At 28.8% G+C, this 18,860-nt stretch carries 15 protein-coding genes and 1 pseudogene; 4 read left to right on the top strand and 12 right to left on the bottom strand.

The features are described 5' to 3' along the window. Positions 1–91 precede the first annotated feature (91 nt). The 8 genes from ileS to CSPT_RS01870 all read right to left on the bottom strand — a co-directional run bounded on the left by ileS (position 92) and on the right by CSPT_RS01870 (position 11,982). Positions 92–2,845: an isoleucine--tRNA ligase gene (ileS, locus tag CSPT_RS01905; protein WP_089183291.1), complete on the bottom strand. Its 2,754-nt coding sequence runs from the start codon at positions 2,843–2,845 to the stop codon at positions 92–94. A 76-nt stretch (positions 2,846–2,921) separates the two neighbouring features. Beyond that, the gene (locus tag CSPT_RS01900) at positions 2,922–3,833 is read right to left on the bottom strand and encodes a DMT family transporter (protein ID WP_089182048.1); all 912 of its coding nucleotides are present in this window, start codon (positions 3,831–3,833) and stop codon (positions 2,922–2,924) included. Position 3,834: 1 nt separating this feature from the next. Next, on the bottom strand, positions 3,835–4,473 hold the full coding sequence (locus CSPT_RS01895) for a DUF4197 family protein (RefSeq protein ID WP_089182047.1): 639 nt from the start codon (positions 4,471–4,473) through the stop codon (positions 3,835–3,837). Between the two features lie 57 nt (positions 4,474–4,530). Next, positions 4,531–5,844: an HlyD family type I secretion periplasmic adaptor subunit gene (locus tag CSPT_RS01890; protein ID WP_089182046.1), complete on the bottom strand. Its 1,314-nt coding sequence runs from the start codon at positions 5,842–5,844 to the stop codon at positions 4,531–4,533. Between the two features lie 2 nt (positions 5,845–5,846). Further along, positions 5,847–7,271 carry a TolC family protein gene (locus CSPT_RS01885; protein ID WP_089182045.1) on the bottom strand — a complete coding sequence of 475 codons (1,425 nt, stop codon included), beginning with the start codon at positions 7,269–7,271 and terminating at the stop codon, positions 5,847–5,849. 58 nt (positions 7,272–7,329) lie between these two features. Further along, positions 7,330–8,478, bottom strand: a complete 1,149-nt coding sequence (locus CSPT_RS09370) for a calcium-binding protein (RefSeq protein WP_089182044.1) — start codon at positions 8,476–8,478, stop codon at positions 7,330–7,332. A gap of 31 nt (positions 8,479–8,509) precedes the next feature. Further along, on the bottom strand, positions 8,510–9,733 hold the full coding sequence (locus tag CSPT_RS01875; RefSeq protein ID WP_089182043.1) for a calcium-binding protein: 1,224 nt from the start codon (positions 9,731–9,733) through the stop codon (positions 8,510–8,512). A gap of 149 nt (positions 9,734–9,882) precedes the next feature. Then, positions 9,883–11,982, bottom strand: coding sequence for a peptidase domain-containing ABC transporter (locus tag CSPT_RS01870; RefSeq protein WP_089182042.1), 2,100 nt, complete (start codon positions 11,980–11,982; stop codon positions 9,883–9,885). Between the two features lie 192 nt (positions 11,983–12,174). Between CSPT_RS01870 and CSPT_RS01865 the strand changes: the two genes are divergently transcribed. Continuing rightward, the gene (locus CSPT_RS01865) at positions 12,175–12,729 is read left to right on the top strand and encodes a manganese efflux pump MntP (protein ID WP_089182041.1); all 555 of its coding nucleotides are present in this window, start codon (positions 12,175–12,177) and stop codon (positions 12,727–12,729) included. Here CSPT_RS01865 and CSPT_RS01860 read toward each other — a convergent pair. After that, entirely contained in the window at positions 12,705–12,938 is a 234-nt protein-coding gene (locus CSPT_RS01860) for a replication/maintenance protein RepL (RefSeq protein ID WP_089182040.1), read from the bottom strand. The two genes, CSPT_RS01865 and CSPT_RS01860, sit on opposite strands and share 25 nt — an antisense overlap. A 67-nt stretch (positions 12,939–13,005) precedes the next feature. On the opposite strand from CSPT_RS01860, the gene CSPT_RS01855 reads away from it, so the two are divergent. Further along, complete coding sequence (locus CSPT_RS01855) at positions 13,006–13,761, top strand: exodeoxyribonuclease III (protein ID WP_089182039.1); 756 nt, start codon at positions 13,006–13,008, stop codon at positions 13,759–13,761. Here the strand turns inward: CSPT_RS01855 and tsaD are convergent. From tsaD to CSPT_RS01845, 3 genes and pseudogenes are all read right to left on the bottom strand, one after another. Next, positions 13,758–14,765: a tRNA (adenosine(37)-N6)-threonylcarbamoyltransferase complex transferase subunit TsaD gene (gene tsaD / locus CSPT_RS01850; RefSeq protein ID WP_089183290.1), complete on the bottom strand. Its 1,008-nt coding sequence runs from the start codon at positions 14,763–14,765 to the stop codon at positions 13,758–13,760. The two genes, CSPT_RS01855 and tsaD, sit on opposite strands and share 4 nt — an antisense overlap. Then, a complete protein-coding gene (locus CSPT_RS09400) occupies positions 14,765–15,193 on the bottom strand; it encodes a M99 family metallo-carboxypeptidase C-terminal domain-containing protein (RefSeq protein WP_309543852.1) in 429 nt (142 codons plus the stop codon). The genes tsaD and CSPT_RS09400 overlap by 1 nt, the downstream gene beginning before the upstream one ends. A gap of 132 nt (positions 15,194–15,325) precedes the next feature. Continuing rightward, positions 15,326–16,657: pseudogene (locus CSPT_RS01845) on the bottom strand (M99 family carboxypeptidase catalytic domain-containing protein); the annotation flags it as partial. Positions 16,658–16,808: 151 nt separating this feature from the next. Between CSPT_RS01845 and CSPT_RS01840 the strand changes: the two are divergent. After that, positions 16,809–17,003, top strand: coding sequence for a YqaE/Pmp3 family membrane protein (locus CSPT_RS01840; protein ID WP_033916587.1), 195 nt, complete (start codon positions 16,809–16,811; stop codon positions 17,001–17,003). A gap of 138 nt (positions 17,004–17,141) precedes the next feature. After that, positions 17,142–18,842 (top strand): bifunctional ornithine lipid synthase OlsF, encoded by a 1,701-nt coding sequence (gene olsF, locus CSPT_RS01835; protein ID WP_089182038.1) that lies wholly within the window; start codon positions 17,142–17,144, stop codon positions 18,840–18,842. The last annotated feature ends 18 nt before the right edge of the window (positions 18,843–18,860 follow it).

Below are 18,860 nucleotides of genomic sequence, written 5' to 3'. Positions count from 1 at the left end.
CTTATGTTTATTTACAAACAATATGCCAAAATATATAATCGCAAATATAATTAGTAGCGTAAATACGATTATCCAGCTACTCATAGGCTTATCAAGCATTTTTCATCACTTTTTCACATCTATGACATAGCTCGCCTTCTTCTTTTGCTTGATATTTCCAACATCTTGGACATTTATGCAAGTTTGATTTTAGAAGTTTAAATTTATAATTATCTACTACAAACTCAGCCAACCCCTCGCTATTATCATAAGTTTTCATCTCACTAACCATAAACCAGTCCATTATCTCTTCTAAATCCAAACTCAAAAGCTCACTTGATGTTGTTTGCATACAAAGCTCTAGGGTTGAGCTTATAATTTTTTGTTTTTTTAATGAATCTATGATTTCAAAAAACTTAGCCCTTGCTTCTAGTCCTGAGCCTATATCACTATTAAACTCATATTCTAAAGGTTTATAAACTAGATCAAACGCATCATTTGCACCATTTTTTATGATATCTGGTGCATAATCCATAACCTCATCAACCGTGTATGTTAAAACAGGGGCAATAAGCGGTAATAAAGATCTAGTAATAATAGCCATTGTGCTTTGAGCACTTCTTCTTCTATCTGAATCTACTTTATCACAATAAAGCCTATCTTTGCATATATCAAGATAAATACCACTCAAATCAGAGCTTAAAAAATTTAAAAGAGCATTAAAACCTTTTGAATATTCATAATTTTTAAAACAGCTATATGTCTCATCAAAAACTACTTTAGCCCTAGTTAAAATCCACTTATCGAGTTCTGTAAAATTTGTATAAATATCATCTAAATCACAAACATTTGCTAGTAAAAATCGTATAGTATTACGCACTTTTCTGTATTGTTCGCTAATTTGTTTTAAAATATTATCGCTTATTTTTAAATCACTAGAATAATCACTCATTCCAACCCAAAGGCGTAAAATTTCTATACCGTATTGTTTAGCAACATCATCTGGAGCAACCACATTTCCCACCGATTTACTCATCTTTTGACCTTTTTCATCAACAGTAAATCCGTGAGTTAGTATGTTTTTATATGGCGCATGACCATTTATGGCACAGCTTACTAAAAGAGAGCTTTGAAACCAGCCTCTATGCTGATCACTTCCTTCTAAATACATATCGGCTTTATAACTTCCTGCATCATAATCATCTGTTGTTAAAACCGCATTCCAAGTTGAGCCACTATCAAACCAAACATCTAGTATATCAGTTACTTTTTCTAAATTTGAAGGATTGTAATTTGAATTTTTAGGTAAAAGTTCTGAAATTTCTTTACTCCACCAAGCATCTGCACCTTCTTTTTCAAAAATATCATAAACATGGTTTAAAATATCATCATCAAATATTGGCTCAAGCGTAGTTTTATCTATAAAAAATGCTATTGGCACACCCCAATCTCTTTGTCTTGATATACACCAATCAGGGCGGTTTTCTATCATAGAAGTTATGCGATTTTTACCAGCTTGTGGATAAAATTTAACATTATTAAGTTCGTTTAACGCAACCTCTCTTAATGTTTTACCATCTAATTTTGGCTCATCCATCGCTATAAACCACTGCTTTGTTGCTCTATAAATTACCGGTTTATGCGTTCTCCAACAAAATGGATATGAGTGTGTAAAGTTGCTTTGTTTTAAAAGATGATCTCCTAAAAGTTCCAAAATTCTCTCATTTGCTTTAAATATATGAAGTCCTATAAACTCATCACAAATATTTTCTGGTAAAAGCCCTTTGATTTTAAGAGTGTTATCATAGCGTCCTTCTTCATCAACAGGCATTATAACTTCTATGCCGTATTTTAAACTTACTTGATAATCATCTTCGCCATGTCCAGGGGCAGTATGAACCAAACCGCTTCCACCATCCATTAAAACATGTTCGCCTAAAATAAATGTTGATTTTCTTGCATTTAGAGGGTTGATAGCATATAAATTTTCTAGCTCTTTTGAAGCAAATACTTTTGCTACTTCGCCATTTGTGATACCTTCATTTTTAGCATTTTCAAGAAGTTTTTTTGCAAATATTAAATTATCAGATGTTAATACATACTCTTCATTAGGATTTAGTGATATTGCCTGATTTGCTACCAAAGTCCAAGGTGTTGTAGTCCATATGACGGCTTTTGCATTTTTTGCACCAATTTTTTCATTTGCTTCTTTTCCCAAATCAAATGCAACAAACACACTATAATCTTCTTTATCTTTATACTCAACTTCAGCCTCAGCTAAAGCACTTTTTGCAGCCCAACTCCAAAAAACAGGCTTACTTCTTTGTATCAAAAGACCTTTTTTTGCTATATCACAAAGTGATTTATAAATTCTAGCTTCAAATTTAAATTTAAGCGTCAAATAAGGATTACCCCAATCCCCAATAATTCCCATTGATTTAAACTCATCTTTTTGAATCTCTATAAATTTTTGTGCATGTTTTCTACAAAGTTCTCTTATCTCAACTTTTGAAACATCTTTTTTCTTTTCGCCAAGACTTACTTCAACTTGTTGTTCTATCGGCAAACCATGGCAGTCCCAGCCTGGTAAATAACGCACATTTTCACCAAAAAAGTAGTGAGTTTTTGTAATAATATCTTTTAAAATTTTATTTAATGCATGTCCGATATGAAGATGTCCGTTTGCATAAGGTGGGCCATCGTGGATATTAAATGTTACCGATGTTTTAGCTCTTTTTTCTTTTATTTTATCATAAACTTTTGGCTCACTATACCATTTTTTAAATCTCTGCTGCTCATTTTGAGGAAGATTTCCTCTCATTGGAAATTGAGTTGTAGGGAGCAAGAGTGTATCTTTGTACTCCATAATTTTACCTTTTTTTATAAAAATAGTAAATTTTATCCAAGTGGGCTTTAAGAAGTTATTAAATTTATATATTTTTTTATGTTTTTTGTTTTTTAAATACAGCATTTCCTATTTCACTTATCAAAATACCAATAATAATGAGAAATGCACCCAAAATTTGCCCTTTGCTTAAAATCTCTCCAAAAATATAACCAAATATCCCAGCACTAACTGGCTCAAATGTGAAAATCAGTGCTGTTTTGCTTGCTGTTGTGTATCTTTGAGCCAAACTTTGGATAAAAAATGCAAAAACAGTAGCAACAATGGATGTTAGCAACACAGCAAAAATAAAATTTCCATCTCTGCTTATTTCTAAGCCACCTAAAATTTTACTAGCTCCATAAGAGTTTTGAGAAAAAAGTATAGCCGCAAATAAACAAAGTATTGAAACTACGAAAAACTGCGTCGTAACCATACTATAAATATTGCATTTTTTGATAAATCTATCTGTAAAAGTTATATGAAGTGCATAAAAAATAGCACAAATAAAAGCTAGTGTTTCGCCTATTGCTAGACCTATTTCGTTTGCGCCGCTTAAAAAATACAAACCAAAAAAAGCTAATATCGCACCAAATATAGTAAATTTACTAACTTTAAATTTAAAAATTAACAGCATAAAAAATGGAACTATGATAACATTTAAACCAGTTATAAAAGCTACTTTTGAACTTATCGTGTATTTAAGAGCGTAAGTTTGAACGATAAATCCACCAAATAAAAATAAGCCTAAAAATGCACCGCAAATAAGACTATTTTTATCAAATTTTATACCAAATTTAAAAGAGATAACAAACATCAAAGCCGTAGCTAACAAAAATCTCCAAAACAAGAAACTAGAAACATTTACTAAACTTACAGCTTCTTGAACTATTAAAAATGTGCAGCCCCAGCTAATTGCAACAATTAAAAGTGAAATATCTGCAAGTAAGGTTTTATTTTTTATATTCATACTATTTTTTTAAATTTACCGCTTTATTTGCACTAAAACCAAAAGGATCGTTCATAAAATCTTTTTCATTAGTTTGTAAAAACTCAAAAAGTTCATTTAAAAAATCATCTATAAGATAATTTTCAAAGCCGCTTTTTGATTTATTTGCTAGCATAAAAGCGTGTTTATATTTAGGTTTTTTTGTAATGTTTTTTATGCTATTTTTAAAAGTAGTGTTTAATTTTAAATAGGTTAAATTTTTTAAATAAGTGCTTAAAAGTTCTCCATTCATAATTTTCATCGCTTGTTTATCACTCATAGAAGATATTGCATTTTGCAGTGTTTGTGAAATAAAAGGCACATTTTGTTTAAAAACTAAATTTAAAATTTCGCTAAATTTATCATTTAATCTTCCACTTTTATCAGTATTTTTCAAAATTTCATTAGATTTTTTTGGTAAATTTACTATAAAATCACCATTTTTTGGATTTAAAATCGCTTCTTCGCTCTGTTTTACAACTTCTAACAAAGATTTTTTATAATTTGCAACATCATAAGTATAGTAACTTTTTAGAGAAATCATTGCATTTGATATAGCCATATCCCAAGAAGCAAAAACCAAACTCTGAGCCAATATAAAAACGAATATCGGTTTTTTCATACAAGTTCCTTAAATTTAAAAATGGAATTATATCAAAATTTAAAAAATACTATAAATTTATCTAACGCTTAATCCTTCATCTAAATATTTAATAATAGGATAAACAAAAAGTTCTATAACTCTTCGTTTGCCTGTTTTTATCTCGGCACTTACGCTCATTCCAGGTTCTATACTTTTTTCTTCTCCATCCACTAAAAGCGTAGTTTGTTTTGGTTCTACTTTTATCTCATAAATTTCGCCAAGTTTCTCATCTTTTAAGGAATCATTTGATATATAAAATAATTTACCATCGAGTTTGCCATATTTTTGAAAATTAAAAGTATCTATTTTTATAGCAACTTCCTGACCTACACTTAAAAATCCAATGTCTTTATTTAATACATTTGCCTTTATTATAAGCGGTTCATTTGCCGGTATTACAGATAAAAGAGGCTCAGTTGAGTTTACGATACCACCTTGTGTGTTTATCATAAGTTTTCCTATATATCCATCAACTGGAGAAGTTATCTGCTGTTGTTTGCCTTGAAACATATAGGTATTGATTTGAGCTTTTATATCACTTGCTTCTTTTTGCTTATTTATAAGTTCATCTAAATATTTTGTCTTGATATTTTCTTTAAAAACACTCATTTCTTGTTTTATTTCGCCTATCTTTTTTGCTGATTCTAACTTTTGCTGTTTTGCAATATTAAGTTTTTCGGTAGTATCAAAAACCTCTTTTTGAGTATTTTCATAATCCTTGTAAGCTATTATATCTTTAACATTTTGAAGTCTATCAAGTCTATCGCTGCTTTTTTTTAAAAGTAAAGATAGTCTTTGTATCTCAGAGTCTATACCATTAGCTGAATGCTTTGCTTGAGCTAATTTAAATTCGTATTGTTTTATAGTGTCTTCATATGTATTTAATTGATGAAGATATAATTTTTTTTCATCCTGACTCAAATTATTCAACTCTTCATCGCTTAATTTTTTACCAAAACCAAGAGTTTCTAAACGCTTTATACTCATATTTATCGCATCTAATTCATCTTGTTTAGTTTTTAAATTTACCATAGAAACACTTGGATCTATTTGCATAAGAATTTCACCAGCTTTTACAACCTGACCTTCTTTAACAAATATTTTTGATACAACACCTGTTTCAAGTGGTTTTAAAATTTTTATCTCTCCTGTTGGTATAACTTTGCCTCTAGCACTAACTACAACATCAACTTTAGCAAAAAATAGCCATAAAATACAAGCTATAATAAGCGTTATGATTATCCATAAAACAGTTCTTCCAAGTGGATTTAATGGTCTATCTTCTATCTCAATAATAACGGGTTTAAATTCATAAGAGTCATCATCAATTTTTTTAAAAATTTTAAACATATTTATATTCCATCACATAATTTATCACTACTAATTATATCTTTTTTTACTTTTAACATATCAAGTTTTATCTTGCTTTGTATCAGTTCTATGTTTTTTCTCATATCTAAATTTATACTTTCTATTACGTTATTTAAATTTTCTTCGCCACTTTTGTTTAGTCTATTTGCGATGTTAAGTATATTTTTAGAATAATCTTTTGAATTAGCTAAATTTGATATTTTATTTTGCTCTTGATTGATATTTTCTTGCAAAGACTTAATATTTTGTTCATACTCTCTTTTTGCATCAACAAGTTCTAAATTTGATTTTAGATACTCAATCTTTGCATTTTCTATCCTAGATTCTCTTCTAAAGCCATCAAAAAGTGTATATGATATAACAAGTCCAAATTTATAACCATTTTTTTCTGCTTTATCTATAGATTCAATAATATCATTTCTATCATATCCGTAAAAATTATATCTAGCATATAAGCTTAAAGATGGAAAATAGTTTTTAAACTCACTATTTAAAAGATTTCTTTTTTCCTCAATTTGATAAAATAACTGTTTTGCCTTTGGTGTTTCATAAAAATTTATAAATTTAGTATTATTTAAAACATTTCTAAAATAAACAAGAACATTTATATCGGATATATTTGCGCCAGTTATATAATTTATATTTGAAAGAGTTTGGGTAATATCTTTTTGTATATAAGATAAATTTGAACTCTCATCGGCTATTTTCAAAGCTCCTTCAAAAATAGATGACTTTGGCAGTTCGCCTACTTCATTTAATCTCTTTTTATTTTCATAAATTTGTGTTAAATTTGAAAGCAAATCATTTGTGTATTTAAGGCGTTCTTTTAAAATCATTGCTTTATAATACTCATCGAGCAAATACAAAGCAACATCTTTATAAACCATGCATTCTTTTTGTTTTGAACTTTTTATTTTAGCCTTATAAGCATCTATCTTATCAAGAGTAGAGCCAAAATTAAAAATATTATAATTTAACCCTATAGACGCATAAGCTTGGTATCCAGTTGATTGTATTATACTATCATTACCAACACTTGTATTTCTTAATGGAAAATCATCATATCTTTTTGAATACTCTTCATTTAAAGACAAATTAAATGTCGGATAAAGCTCACTTCTAACAGATCTTAACTCAGCAGCAGATGAAGCAGTTTCAAGTTTTTGCAATAAAATCTTTGGGGCAAAAGTCTTTATATTATCTAATAAATCTTCGTAAGAATAGACATTTTTTTGTTTTAAAGTGTTATTTAAACTAGATTCTAATTTAAGATGATTTTGTTTAACATTATCATCAACACTCCAAATACTATCATCTTCACTTATTAAATCATATAAAGAATTTGAGAAATCATTTGCAAAAAGAGTACAAATAATCAAAAAATATACAATAAAAAACTTAAGCACAGAAACAACTAAATAAATTTAATAAAAAAGCTTGATAAAAATATCAAGCTTTTTTAAGTTAAGCATTTTGCCAACTATTCATAACCATATTCATCATATCTGCATTTTTTTGAATATTATCATGATTAGCAATAATCCAATGATCCCTACCATAAGCATTAAGATCTTGTGTAACTTTTGCAATTTGATCTTTTGTTATAAACTCGCCATCTGCAAGCTCAATTTTCTCAATAGCTCTTCTATCATCGCTAAACTGACCAAAAACAGTTATAGTTCCGCTATCTCCATCACCATATCTTATAGATAGGTTTCCAGCGCTTTTTACAAAAGTAATATCCTCCTTCTTAACACTTTCATCAAATTTGATAGTATCAAATCCGCCATCTTTACCAGAATGATTTATCAAAGGCATATCTTTTATGGTATCTACTCCATCATTTTTCTTAAAGAAATATGTATCATCGCCTATACCGCCTCTTAATATGTCTCTGCCATTTCCGCCATTTAAGAAATCATTTCCTCTACCGCCATCTAAAGTATCCCAGCCTTGACCACCAAATAGCGTATCATTATCATCTCCACCATACAATACATCTTGACCGGTTCCACCCATTATAATATCATTGCCGGCTCTACCATAAAGAGTATCATTTCCTCTTTCGCCAGCAATGATATTATCTCCAGCTGTTCCTCTAATTCTATCTGTATATTCTCCAGTTATGTCTTTCCATAATTGTTGTAAGCTTAGCGGAAGCTCATCTGGATTTATAAGGCTATTTGAAAAATCAACACCTTGAGATTCTAGAGAATTTACAATGTTATTAAAAATTCCAAGCGATGTATCTACAATATTTTGAACTATAGTTGTGTGTTTTAACAAACTTGCAGCTCCTGCAACACCTGCTGCAGCTAACCCTATGCTTATACCAAATATAGGATTTACTGAAGCAGCTGTATTTCCTATAGTACCTAAAACTCCACTAATAGCACCAAGTATATCTCCATCAGTAACTTTACCATTTTCATCAGTTAAAGCTTTATGTAAATCATCCATTCTACTATCTAAATCTTTGTAAGGAATATTTAGATCTTGAGCTGTTTTTTGAAGATACTTAAATATATCAAAAATTGTATTTACCACTTTATCAGCTGATGTTACGGTGCTGTTAACAGCACCTACTATATCTTTTAATGGAATACTTTCCATTGTTTTATCTCCTTGAAATATTTAAATTTAATTAAGCATTTTGCCAACTATTCATAACCATATTCATCATATCTGCATTATTTTGTACATTATTATGAGTAGCAATAATCCAATGTTCTCTAGCATAAGCATTAAGATCTTGAGTAACTTTTGCAATTTGATCTTTTGTTATAAACTCACCATCTGCAAGCTCAATTTTCTCAATAGCTCTTCTATCATCAGTAAACTGACCAAAAACTGATATCAAACCACTATCACCTTTGCCATATCTTATAGACAAAACACCTGCAATATTTAAAAATGTTATATCTTCTTTTCTAACACTTTTGTCAAATTTAATAGTATCAAATCCGCCATCTTGATTTCCTACATTTATCAAAGGCATATCTTTTATAGTGTCCATTCCGTCATTTTTCTTAAAGAAGTATGTATCGTCTCCAAGACCACCTTTTAGAGTATCTAGTCCATTTCCACCATAAAGAATATCATTTCCTTTATTTCCTTCTATATAATCCCAACCTTGACCACCATCTAAGATGTCATCACCTTCTCCGCCATATATTTTATCTTGACCAGTGCCACCTATTAGAGTATCATTGCCGCCTTTTCCACGCAATACATCATTACCTCTACCGCCATCTAAAACATTATCTTTATCATCCCCTATTAAAGTATCTTTATACTTGCCTGAAATTTCAAACCAAAGATCATTTAATGTTACAGGGAATTCTGCTGGATTTATAAGGCTATTTGAAAAATCAACACCTTGAGATTGAAGATTTTCTATAACTTTATAGAATATGCCAAGAGAAGTATCTACTATATCTTGAGCTATAGTTGTATCTTTTAAAAGAGTAGCAAGACCTGCTATGGCTGAACTTACTATACCAATTACATTTCCAATAACTGGATTTGCCAACATAGCAGCATTCGCAGCCATTCCAACTATATTTGAAAGAGCTCCAAGAATCTGGCCATCTGTTATTTTACCACCAGTTTCAAGAGTATGTTTCATATCGTCAAGTATTGAGAGAGTAGATCCAAATGGCCCTTTTGCTTTAGAAATAAGATCCATAAACTTATCAAAACTTATAGATGTATTATTTGCAGGAACTCCATTTGCAAGCTCTTTTTTGACAGAGTCAACCATATCAAAAATATTATTTATAGCTGAGATAGAAGTATCTATCACCTTACTTACATCAACATTAGAAGCATTTCTTGCTAGAACTTCAGTAGCTGTATTTACACTCATTTTGTCTCCTTTGTTTTATGTGTCAAACAACATTTTATTTAAATTATTATAATATTTTCATTAAATTATTATAATAATAAAACTCCATAAAAACAACCGTTACTTTTCGAACGAAAGTATACATAAAAAAGATATCTTTTTGGAAACATTTATCGCAAATCTTGTTTATCGTATAAAATTTTATAGTATCCATTAAGTGCAATAAGTTCGTCATGAGTACCTTTTTCTTTTATCTCTCCATTATCCATTACAATTATTTCATCGCAGTCTTTTACAGTACTTAACCTATGTGCTATAATGATAAATGTTTTATTTTCTTTAATTTGCGCTAAATTTTTTGTTATTATACTTTCACTTTCATAATCAAGTGCCGAAGTTGCTTCATCAAATATCAAAATTTTAGGATTATTGATAAGTGCTCTTGCTATTGCTATTCTTTGCTTTTGACCACCGCTTAAAGATGAGCCTCTTTCGCCGACTATAGTATCGTATCCGCTTGGAAGTTCTGTTATAAAATCATGTGCACCAGAAATTTGTGCAACCCTAATGATATGCTCCATACTAGCACCAGTTGAGGCAAAAGAGATATTATCTTTTATAGTTCCACTAAAAAGATAATTTTCTTGTAAAACTACACCGATATTTTGTCTTAATACATATGGATTTAGATGTCTTATATCTATGCCATCTATATAAATAGCACCTTCACTTTGTAAATAAAGTCTTTCTATAAGCTTAGTTATAGTGCTTTTTCCGCTTCCGCTTCGCCCAACTATACCTATACTTTTATTTGGCTTTATATGTAAATTTATATTTTTTAGTACCAAATTTGAACTTGTATTGTATTTAAAATTTATATTTACAAATTTTATGTCACCTTGAATTTGATTTAGAGTTATTGGCTTATCAGTAGTTTGTTCTGTTGGAGTGTTTAGTATATCACCAAGTCTATCAACACTTAAAAGTGCTTGTTGAAACTCATTCCATAAACCAACAAGTCTCATAATAGGAGCTGAAAACTGCCCTGCAAACATCTGAAAAGCTATTAGTTGTCCGACGGTAAGCTTATTTTCCATTACTAAATTTACGCCAAAATAAAGTATACTTAATGTCATTAATTTTTGAAGTGCATTTGCAAAGCCGCTTGCTACATTTGTTAGATTGCTAAGATTAAAACTTGATTTTACATATTTTCCAAGATACTCTTCCCACTGTTTTTGCATACTCCCTTCGATGGCAAGCGATTTAACAGTTTGCATACCAGTAACTGATTCAACTAAATAAGAATTTGAAGCAGCCCCCATTTGAAATTTTTCTTCTAATCTTTTTCTTAAAACTGGTGTTATAAAAAAATATATAGCGCCTATGACAACAACAAAACCAATTGCAATCAAAGTTAATTTTACACTATATAAAAGCATCATAAATACAAATACGAAGCTAAATAACACATCAAGCAATACAGTTACTGTTTTATTTGCTATAAAATCTCTAATAATATCAAGCTCTCTAACCCTGGCTACTATATTTCCAACTTTTCTACTCTCAAAATATATCATTGGAAGTAGTATTAAGTGCCTAAAAAGCTCACTACCAAGCCTCGCATCAATCTTTGTAGTAGTGTGTGCAAATATGTAATTTCTACAAAGCGATAGCAGCATCTCAAAGATTATAACTCCAAGAAATGCAACTGCAATAACATTTAGAGTGCTTATGCTATGATGAGCTAAAACTTTATCCAGTATAACTTGTGTAAAAAGCGGCGTTACAAGTCCAAAAAGTTGCATGATAAAAGAGGCTATCAAAATTTCAAAAACAATTCTTTTATAAGCAAGCATTCTTTTATAAAACCAAGCAAAGCCAAATTTAATCTGGGAATTTATAGATTTATGCGTTAAAACAATAAATCTTAAATTTACTAATTTATCAAGCTCATCAAAACTTACTTCCCTTGTTTCATTTCCACCATCGTAAATAACTGCTTTATTCTCATCTTCTAATACTTTTAATATACAAAAATACTCATTATTTTTTTTCTGTGCTATAAAAGGTGCGTCATATTTTAAAAGAGTTTTTATATTGTAAGTTTTTATCTTTGCCTTAAATTCGCAATCTTTTAATATCCTAACAAGTTCTTCCATACTAGGCTCATTATGTGTTAGTGCGAATTTATTTATAATAGCCTTTGTGTCTATTGGAATACGGTTTATAATAGAAATAAGCTGAAGGGAGCCTAGGGCTGTTTTCATAAAAATACCTTAATTTAAAATTTAAAATACCTTAAAATACCGAGTTGTCTATTCTATAAAAAATTATTAAAATATAGCTTAAATTTAATAATTTAATACTAATTAGAAACATAATAATCAAAAAATTATAAAATTTACATTTAAGTACTTATGCAATATAATTTTACTTTTATTCATCATCAAGGATAATCTTTGGAAATTTTCTTAATAGCTTTTGCTCTTGCTATGGATAGCGTTGCTCTAAGTATGGCGAGCGGTTCAAAGTGTGAATTTAAATTTAATGTAGTTTTAAAAATGGCTTTTATATATGGCTTTTTTCAAGCTTTAATGCCATTTTTAGGATATATTTTAGGACTTAGTTTTGTTAATTTTATAGAAAAAATAGATCATTTTATAGCGTTTTTAATACTCGCTTTTCTTGGAATAAAAATGATGAAAGAAAGCTTTCAAACGCAAGATAAAAATGAACAAAAAGATGTTTGCACTAAAGATTTTATCTTAGGTGGTATAGCTACAAGCATCGATGCTATGGCAGTTGGCGTTACTTTTAGTTTTGAAGAAAATAACATTTTATATCTAATTTCTATCATAGGAATAATCTGTTTTATTTTATGCATAATAGCTTTTTATATAGGTAAAAAAATGGGCGAAATTTTAGAGTCAAAAGCTGTGTTTTTAGGTGGTATTATACTTATTTTAATAGGCACAAAAATACTTCTAACTCACCTTGGTATATTTAGTTTATAAACTCCATTTTTTATCTTTCTTAAAACATCTTTGCTCTCTAAAAGTTTAAAAGTTTCTATGGCAGTTGGTTTGCTTATGTCAAGTTCTAAGCAAACATTTGTGATAGTTTTCATAAAAAGTCCAAATTCGTCCGTATTTGCTACGATATATTCTATGATTTCAAATTTTTTTTCGCCTAAAATAGCTTTATAAACATCAAGTGAATTCAATGCAAAATCCTAAATTTATAAATTTTTTTAAATATTTAGCTACAATTTTATCAAAAAAAGGATAAATTTGAAACTAATATCTTGGAATACAAACGGACTTAGGGCAACTATAAAAAACAATGATTTTGAATGGCTAAAAGAGTATAATCCCGACTTTTTAGCACTTCAAGAAACAAAAGTAAAAGATAGTGATATACCAAAAGAAATTTATAATCTTGGCTTTAAACAAATTGATACAAACGCAGCTATTAAAGCTGGATATTCCGGCGTTATGAGCTTATCTAAATTTGAAAATACCTGCTTTAAATCAAATTTCAACAATGATGAAGAAGGGAGAGTTTTAGAGCATAACTTTGATGATATCGTGCTTTTTAACATATATTTTCCAAACGGACAAAAAAATAATGAAAGATTAAGATATAAGCTTGATTTTTATGATAAATTTTTAGATTACGCAAACAATCTTGTAAAAAACAGTAAAAAAGTTATATTTTGCGGGGATGTAAATACGGCTCATAGAGAAATAGACTTAAAAAATCCCAAAGCAAATTCCCAAACAAGCGGCTTTTTAGACATTGAGAGAAAATGGATAGATAAAGTGTTGGAATGTGGATACATAGATACTTTTAGGCAAATTAACGGGGATGAGATAAAATACTCTTGGTGGAGTTATAGATTTAATGCTAGAAAAAACAACGCTGGGTGGCGGATTGATTACTTTTTTATATCACAAAATTTAAGAGACAGGCTAAAAGATGCATTTATACTAAATGATGTTTTTGGAAGCGATCACTGTCCTGTTGGTATAGAAATAGAAATTTAGTTTATACAGAAATTTTTGCTTTTTGGATTTATTTGTATATTATTGATATCTGTAAAGTTATTATTTTTATATTTTATAACAGCTGCTCTTGCTATCATTGCGGCATTATCAGAACAAAATTTAAGCGGAGCTAGATATAAATTTGAGTTATATTTAGAGCAAATTTTTTCTATATTTGAGCGTAAAAGTATATTTGCACTTGCTCCACCAACTACGCCAAATTTCTTAAATTTATAAATACTAAAAATTTTTTCAAGCTTATCGCATATATGCATGCACGCTGTTTTTTGAAACGATGCAGCTATATTTTCATAATCTTTTAAAGTAGGATTATTTAGATTTTCAACCACTAATCTAACTTGATTTTTAAGCCCAGAAAAGCTGTATTGTAGCCTTTTATCATGAAGCAAAGGAACTGTAAAACTATAACTTTTATCATCTCCATTTTTTGCCAAATTTTCTATGATAACACCACCTGGATAGCCAAATCCCATCATTTTTGCAACTTTATCAAAACTTTCGCCAAAACTATCATCGCTTGTTTTTGCTAAAATATCTATATTTGAATTCTCATCAATGTATAAAATCATCGTATGTCCGCCACTTACCAAAAGAACGCCCATTGGAAATTCTTCTTTTGTATCTAAAAAAAGCGAATAAATATGACCTATGAGATGATTTATAGCAATTAATGGCAAATTTAGAGATAAAGCAATGCTCTTTGCCATAGCAACGCCACTTGCTAAACTCACGCTAAGTCCAGGTTCATTTGTAACAGCTACGGCTTTTATATCGCTAAAAAATGGAGTTATTTTTTCTAGCATATCAGGAAGTGCTTTTGTATGAAGCCTTGCTGCAAGCTCTGGCACAACGCCACCATATTTTGCGTGCTGTATTTCTTGAGAGATTTTAGAATAATACTGTAACTCATAAGTTTTTATATCCATCAAGGCAAGCGAACTATCATCACAACTGCTTTCTATAGCAAGTATAAGCTCATTCATCATTCAAACTCAACCAAAATCATACCTATAAATTTATCTTTGGAATTTTTACAAAGCTCATAAAACTCTACTCTATAAATATTTCCTGCTTTATCTATAGAAAATTTCTTATCTAAATCTTTTTTTCTAATAAAAATACCGCTCTCATCATTTTTACCAGAATTATATCCTATTACATTTACTCTAACACCGTTTATATGTTCTATCTTTATGCTTTTAGCTTTTATTTTTGTGCCAAAATTTACAAATGAGTTAATATTTTCATCCACATTTATATAAATTCCATCTAAAATATCACTATACTCAAAATATTCTGGATTTAGCGTTGTTAAAACTTTGTTTTTATTATAAATTTTATATGAATAATTTTCTTTTTTTAAATTTAAACTATTTAAATTTGAACTAAATTTAACATCATTTTTTTGCATAGGAACGAAATTTAACTTAGATTTTATATCATCAATAAACGCAAAAAATTTATCATCTAGTCTGAAAATATTATTTTTTTCATCTTTTACAATAGTTATTTCAAAAGCTTTTTCTTTGCTAGGTTTTACATCTTTAAAATCAACTAAAATCATACCTATAAATTTATCTTTGGAATTTTTTCCAAGCTCATAAAACTCAACTCTATAAATTTCACCAGCTTTATCTATGGAAAATTTTTTATTCATATCTTTTCTAGTTATTAAAATATCAGCCTCATCAGATTTTTTTGAATCAAGCCCTATTATATTTACTCTAACGCCGTTGATAGGTTCTATCTTTATGCTTTTAGCTTTTATTTTTGTATTTAATGGCACTTCCAAACCAACATTATCAACACTAATATTAACTCTATTTATGAGATTACTATACTCAAAATACTCTGGTTTTATGGTTGTTAAATGCCTATTGCCATGATAAATTTTATACTCATCTTTATCTGTTTTTACGAATCCAACAAGCTTATCTGATGATTTTAAAGTAAATTCACTATTTTTTGACATTGGAACGAAATTTATTAAATCCCTTGGATTTTTAAGCGTTAAATAAAACTTATCATCAAATAAGCTTATACTAATCTCTTTTTGCAATATTTCACTTATATTTTGCGGTGTTATCTCAAAATTTCTTTTAAATTTAATACCCATTATATCCATATATTTTTCTATAGCCAAAAGATGATAAAAAACTCTATATTCAACTTTTAGACTCTTGCTAGCTTCATTTGCATAAGCAGCTTTATCATTTCTAATACTAAAATATGTTAAAGACTTTTGCATTTCTTTGTCATAATCTTTAGTTTTAGTGTTTTTTACATGAAACTTATGCTTATCATCAAGAATATAAGCATTAATACTTTTTGCGACATTGCTAGCGTTTTCATACAAATTTCCATAAGTAGAACCATTTAAATCATTTTGATCTATAATGGTACTATTTCCCCATCTTTTAGGATTTTCAAAATCATTTATATACTCATGCCTATAAAATCCACTTCCATCGTGCAAATTTAATACAAGAGAAACATTATCATCAAGTATTAGATTTTGAATTTTCATCACATTTTTATAATCTGGATCATTTTTATCTATTTGAGCAAATTTGCGATTCATATCGCCACTTAATCCACGCGAGTTTGCCAAAATACTTGATAAGTTTAAATTTGGCACAACCCAAACAGAGCCATTTAAAATTTCATACTCATTTATAATTATATTTGCAGCATTAAATCCACCCGGTTCATCGCCTTGTATGCCGCCTATTAAAAGCATAGTGTTATTGGATTCGAAGCTTCCTTTTTTAACCAAATCAAAATCCAAATCTTTAACATATATATCTTTTGGAAAGCAAGAAGTTAAAAATAATAGTAAAAAAAATGCGGTCTTAAATGCTAATTTATAACTCAAATGCCCTCCATTAAATGTCTAATAAAGGTGTGAATTATAACAAATTTAAACTTAATATCATAAAAATAGCATATTTAAATTACATAAAAATTTATATAGATTTTAATAATTTTAGCTATAATCTAAAAATTGTTTATTAAAAGGAGTACTAATGAGATTAATTTTAGCTATATTTTTGCCTTGGTTACAATTTTTTACTATTGGACGCCCATTTGCTGGGATAATATGCTTAATTTTACAAATAACATTAATAGGTTGGCTACCAGCTGCTATATGGTCTGTTTATGCATTAAGCCAATACAAATCAGATAAAAAAATAGAACAGGCACTAAAAAATCGTCAATAACTTTTAAAATTATTTGACAATATAATTTAAAATAAAAATTAATTACCTCTTTAAATTTATACAATATAACTATAGATATATTTTGTAATCGCTTTGTATCTTTTAGCGTGTATTATATGTTCTAAATTTGGAGGAAGTATGATAAATTTAGAACATATTATAAAAAACCATTATCCTGAAATTTTTGAAAAATATCCGCTATTTGTTACAAAATTTTTTCTTTATATACTCAAAAAACTTTTTAAAGAAAAAGAGATAAATAGTTTTTTAAATACACACGAACAAGATGACACCAAAGACTTTGTGGATAATGTATTAAAATATTTTGATTTTTCATATTATTGTAAATTTAAAGAAAACATACCAAAAAAAGGAAGAGTTGTATTTGTAGCAAACCATCCACTTGGTTCGCTTGATGCCTCTTTAATTTATAGCGTTAGAAAAAACATTAAAATACTAGCAAATGAACTGCTTTACGAATTAAAACCGCTTAGAGAAGTATTATTTCCTGTTGATAATTTAGGGCAAAAAAGTTCGTCAAATACTGCAAAAAAAGTTATTTCCGCACTTAATAATGAAGAAGCTATTATAATATTTCCAGCAGGAGAAGTTTCAAGATTAAAAGGATTAACTCCAAAAGATGGGGTTTGGAAAAGCGGATTTTTACATTTTTGCAAAATTACATCTTCACCGATAGTGCCTATTTTGATAGAAGCCAAAAACTCATCTCTTTTTTACGCCATTTCAACTATAAATAAACCATTATCATCATTAATGTTAGTTAGAGAAATGTTTATAAAAAAAGGTGGATCATTAACTATAAAAGTTGGAGAAACCATACCTTATAAAAATATCGAATCTGATAAGATAAATTTAAAAAATAGTGCAAAGCTAGTTAAAAAACATCTTTACAGAATAGGAACAAATAAGCCTAAAATTTTTGAAACACAGCAAAATATACCAGATGAACAAAATGTTACGGATATAAAAAAAGAGTTACAAAGTGCTATAATCTTGGGAAAAACTGGTGATGGAAAAATAATATATCTAACCAGTTTGCAAAAAGATAGCATTCTTTTAAAAGAGCTTGGAAGACTAAGAGAGATAACTTTTAGAAAAGTTGGCGAGGGAACAGGAAAGAGTTATGATGTAGATGAATATGATTTGTATTATAAACACATAATATTGTGGGACGAAAATGAAAATTTGATAGTTGGAGCTTATAGAATAGGAGAAAGTGATAACATAAAAAAAATTAAAAAAAGTTATTATTGCGAAAGTCTTTTTAAATTTAGTAATGATGCAAAATTTCTTTTTACAGATACGATAGAGCTTGGAAGAAGCTTTGTTAGGCCAAAATATTGGGGTACTTATGCACTTGATTATTTGTGGTTTGGCATAGGTGCATATATCTCAAAATATAAAAATATAAAATACATGTTTGGACCTGTTAGTATAAGCAATAACTACTCAAAAGACGCAAAAGATATGCTTGTTTATTTTTATAGTAGGTATTTTGCTGCAAGCAAAAATATAGTTATACCAAAAAACAGATATATGCTTAGTCAAAACAAAATAAAACATTTAGATACGATTTTTAATGCAAATGACTATAAAGAGAATTTTAAAATTTTAAAACAAAATTTAGCTACGCTTGGATTTAGCATTCCAACACTTTATAAACAGTATAGCGAACTTTGCGAAAATGGCGGAGTTAAATTTTTAGATTTTGGCGTTGATCCTGATTTCAATAACTCGCTAGATGGTTTTTTGGTAGTTGAAATTTCAAAGATAAAAGATACAAAAAGACAAAAATATATAGATAATTTCTTAACATAGCTCTTTGTTTTTATACAA

Source organism: Campylobacter sputorum subsp. sputorum, from assembly GCF_008245005.1.
GTDB classification, from domain to species: Bacteria; Campylobacterota; Campylobacteria; order Campylobacterales; family Campylobacteraceae; genus Campylobacter_F; species Campylobacter_F sputorum.
This window is presented reverse-complemented; position numbering and strand designations above follow the sequence as displayed.

Excerpts from the sequence above, each read along its gene's own strand:
- CSPT_RS01900 (WP_089182048.1), bottom strand. The coding sequence starts at position 3,833 with ATGAATATAAAAAATAAAACCTTACTTGCAGATATTTCACTTTTAATT.
- CSPT_RS09370 (WP_089182044.1), bottom strand. The coding sequence starts at position 8,478 with ATGGAAAGTATTCCATTAAAAGATATAGTAGGTGCTGTTAACAGCACC.
- olsF (WP_089182038.1), top strand. The coding sequence starts at position 17,142 with ATGATAAATTTAGAACATATTATAAAAAACCATTATCCTGAAATTTTT.
- tsaD (WP_089183290.1), bottom strand. The coding sequence starts at position 14,765 with ATGAATGAGCTTATACTTGCTATAGAAAGCAGTTGTGATGATAGTTCG.
- CSPT_RS01875 (WP_089182043.1), bottom strand. The coding sequence starts at position 9,733 with ATGAGTGTAAATACAGCTACTGAAGTTCTAGCAAGAAATGCTTCTAAT.
- CSPT_RS01840 (WP_033916587.1), top strand. The coding sequence starts at position 16,809 with ATGAGATTAATTTTAGCTATATTTTTGCCTTGGTTACAATTTTTTACT.
- CSPT_RS01895 (WP_089182047.1), bottom strand. The coding sequence starts at position 4,473 with ATGAAAAAACCGATATTCGTTTTTATATTGGCTCAGAGTTTGGTTTTT.
- ileS (WP_089183291.1), bottom strand. The coding sequence starts at position 2,845 with ATGGAGTACAAAGATACACTCTTGCTCCCTACAACTCAATTTCCAATG.
- CSPT_RS01890 (WP_089182046.1), bottom strand. The coding sequence starts at position 5,844 with ATGTTTAAAATTTTTAAAAAAATTGATGATGACTCTTATGAATTTAAA.
- CSPT_RS01870 (WP_089182042.1), bottom strand. The coding sequence starts at position 11,982 with ATGAAAACAGCCCTAGGCTCCCTTCAGCTTATTTCTATTATAAACCGT.
- CSPT_RS09400 (WP_309543852.1), bottom strand. The coding sequence starts at position 15,193 with ATGCAAAAAAATGATGTTAAATTTAGTTCAAATTTAAATAGTTTAAAT.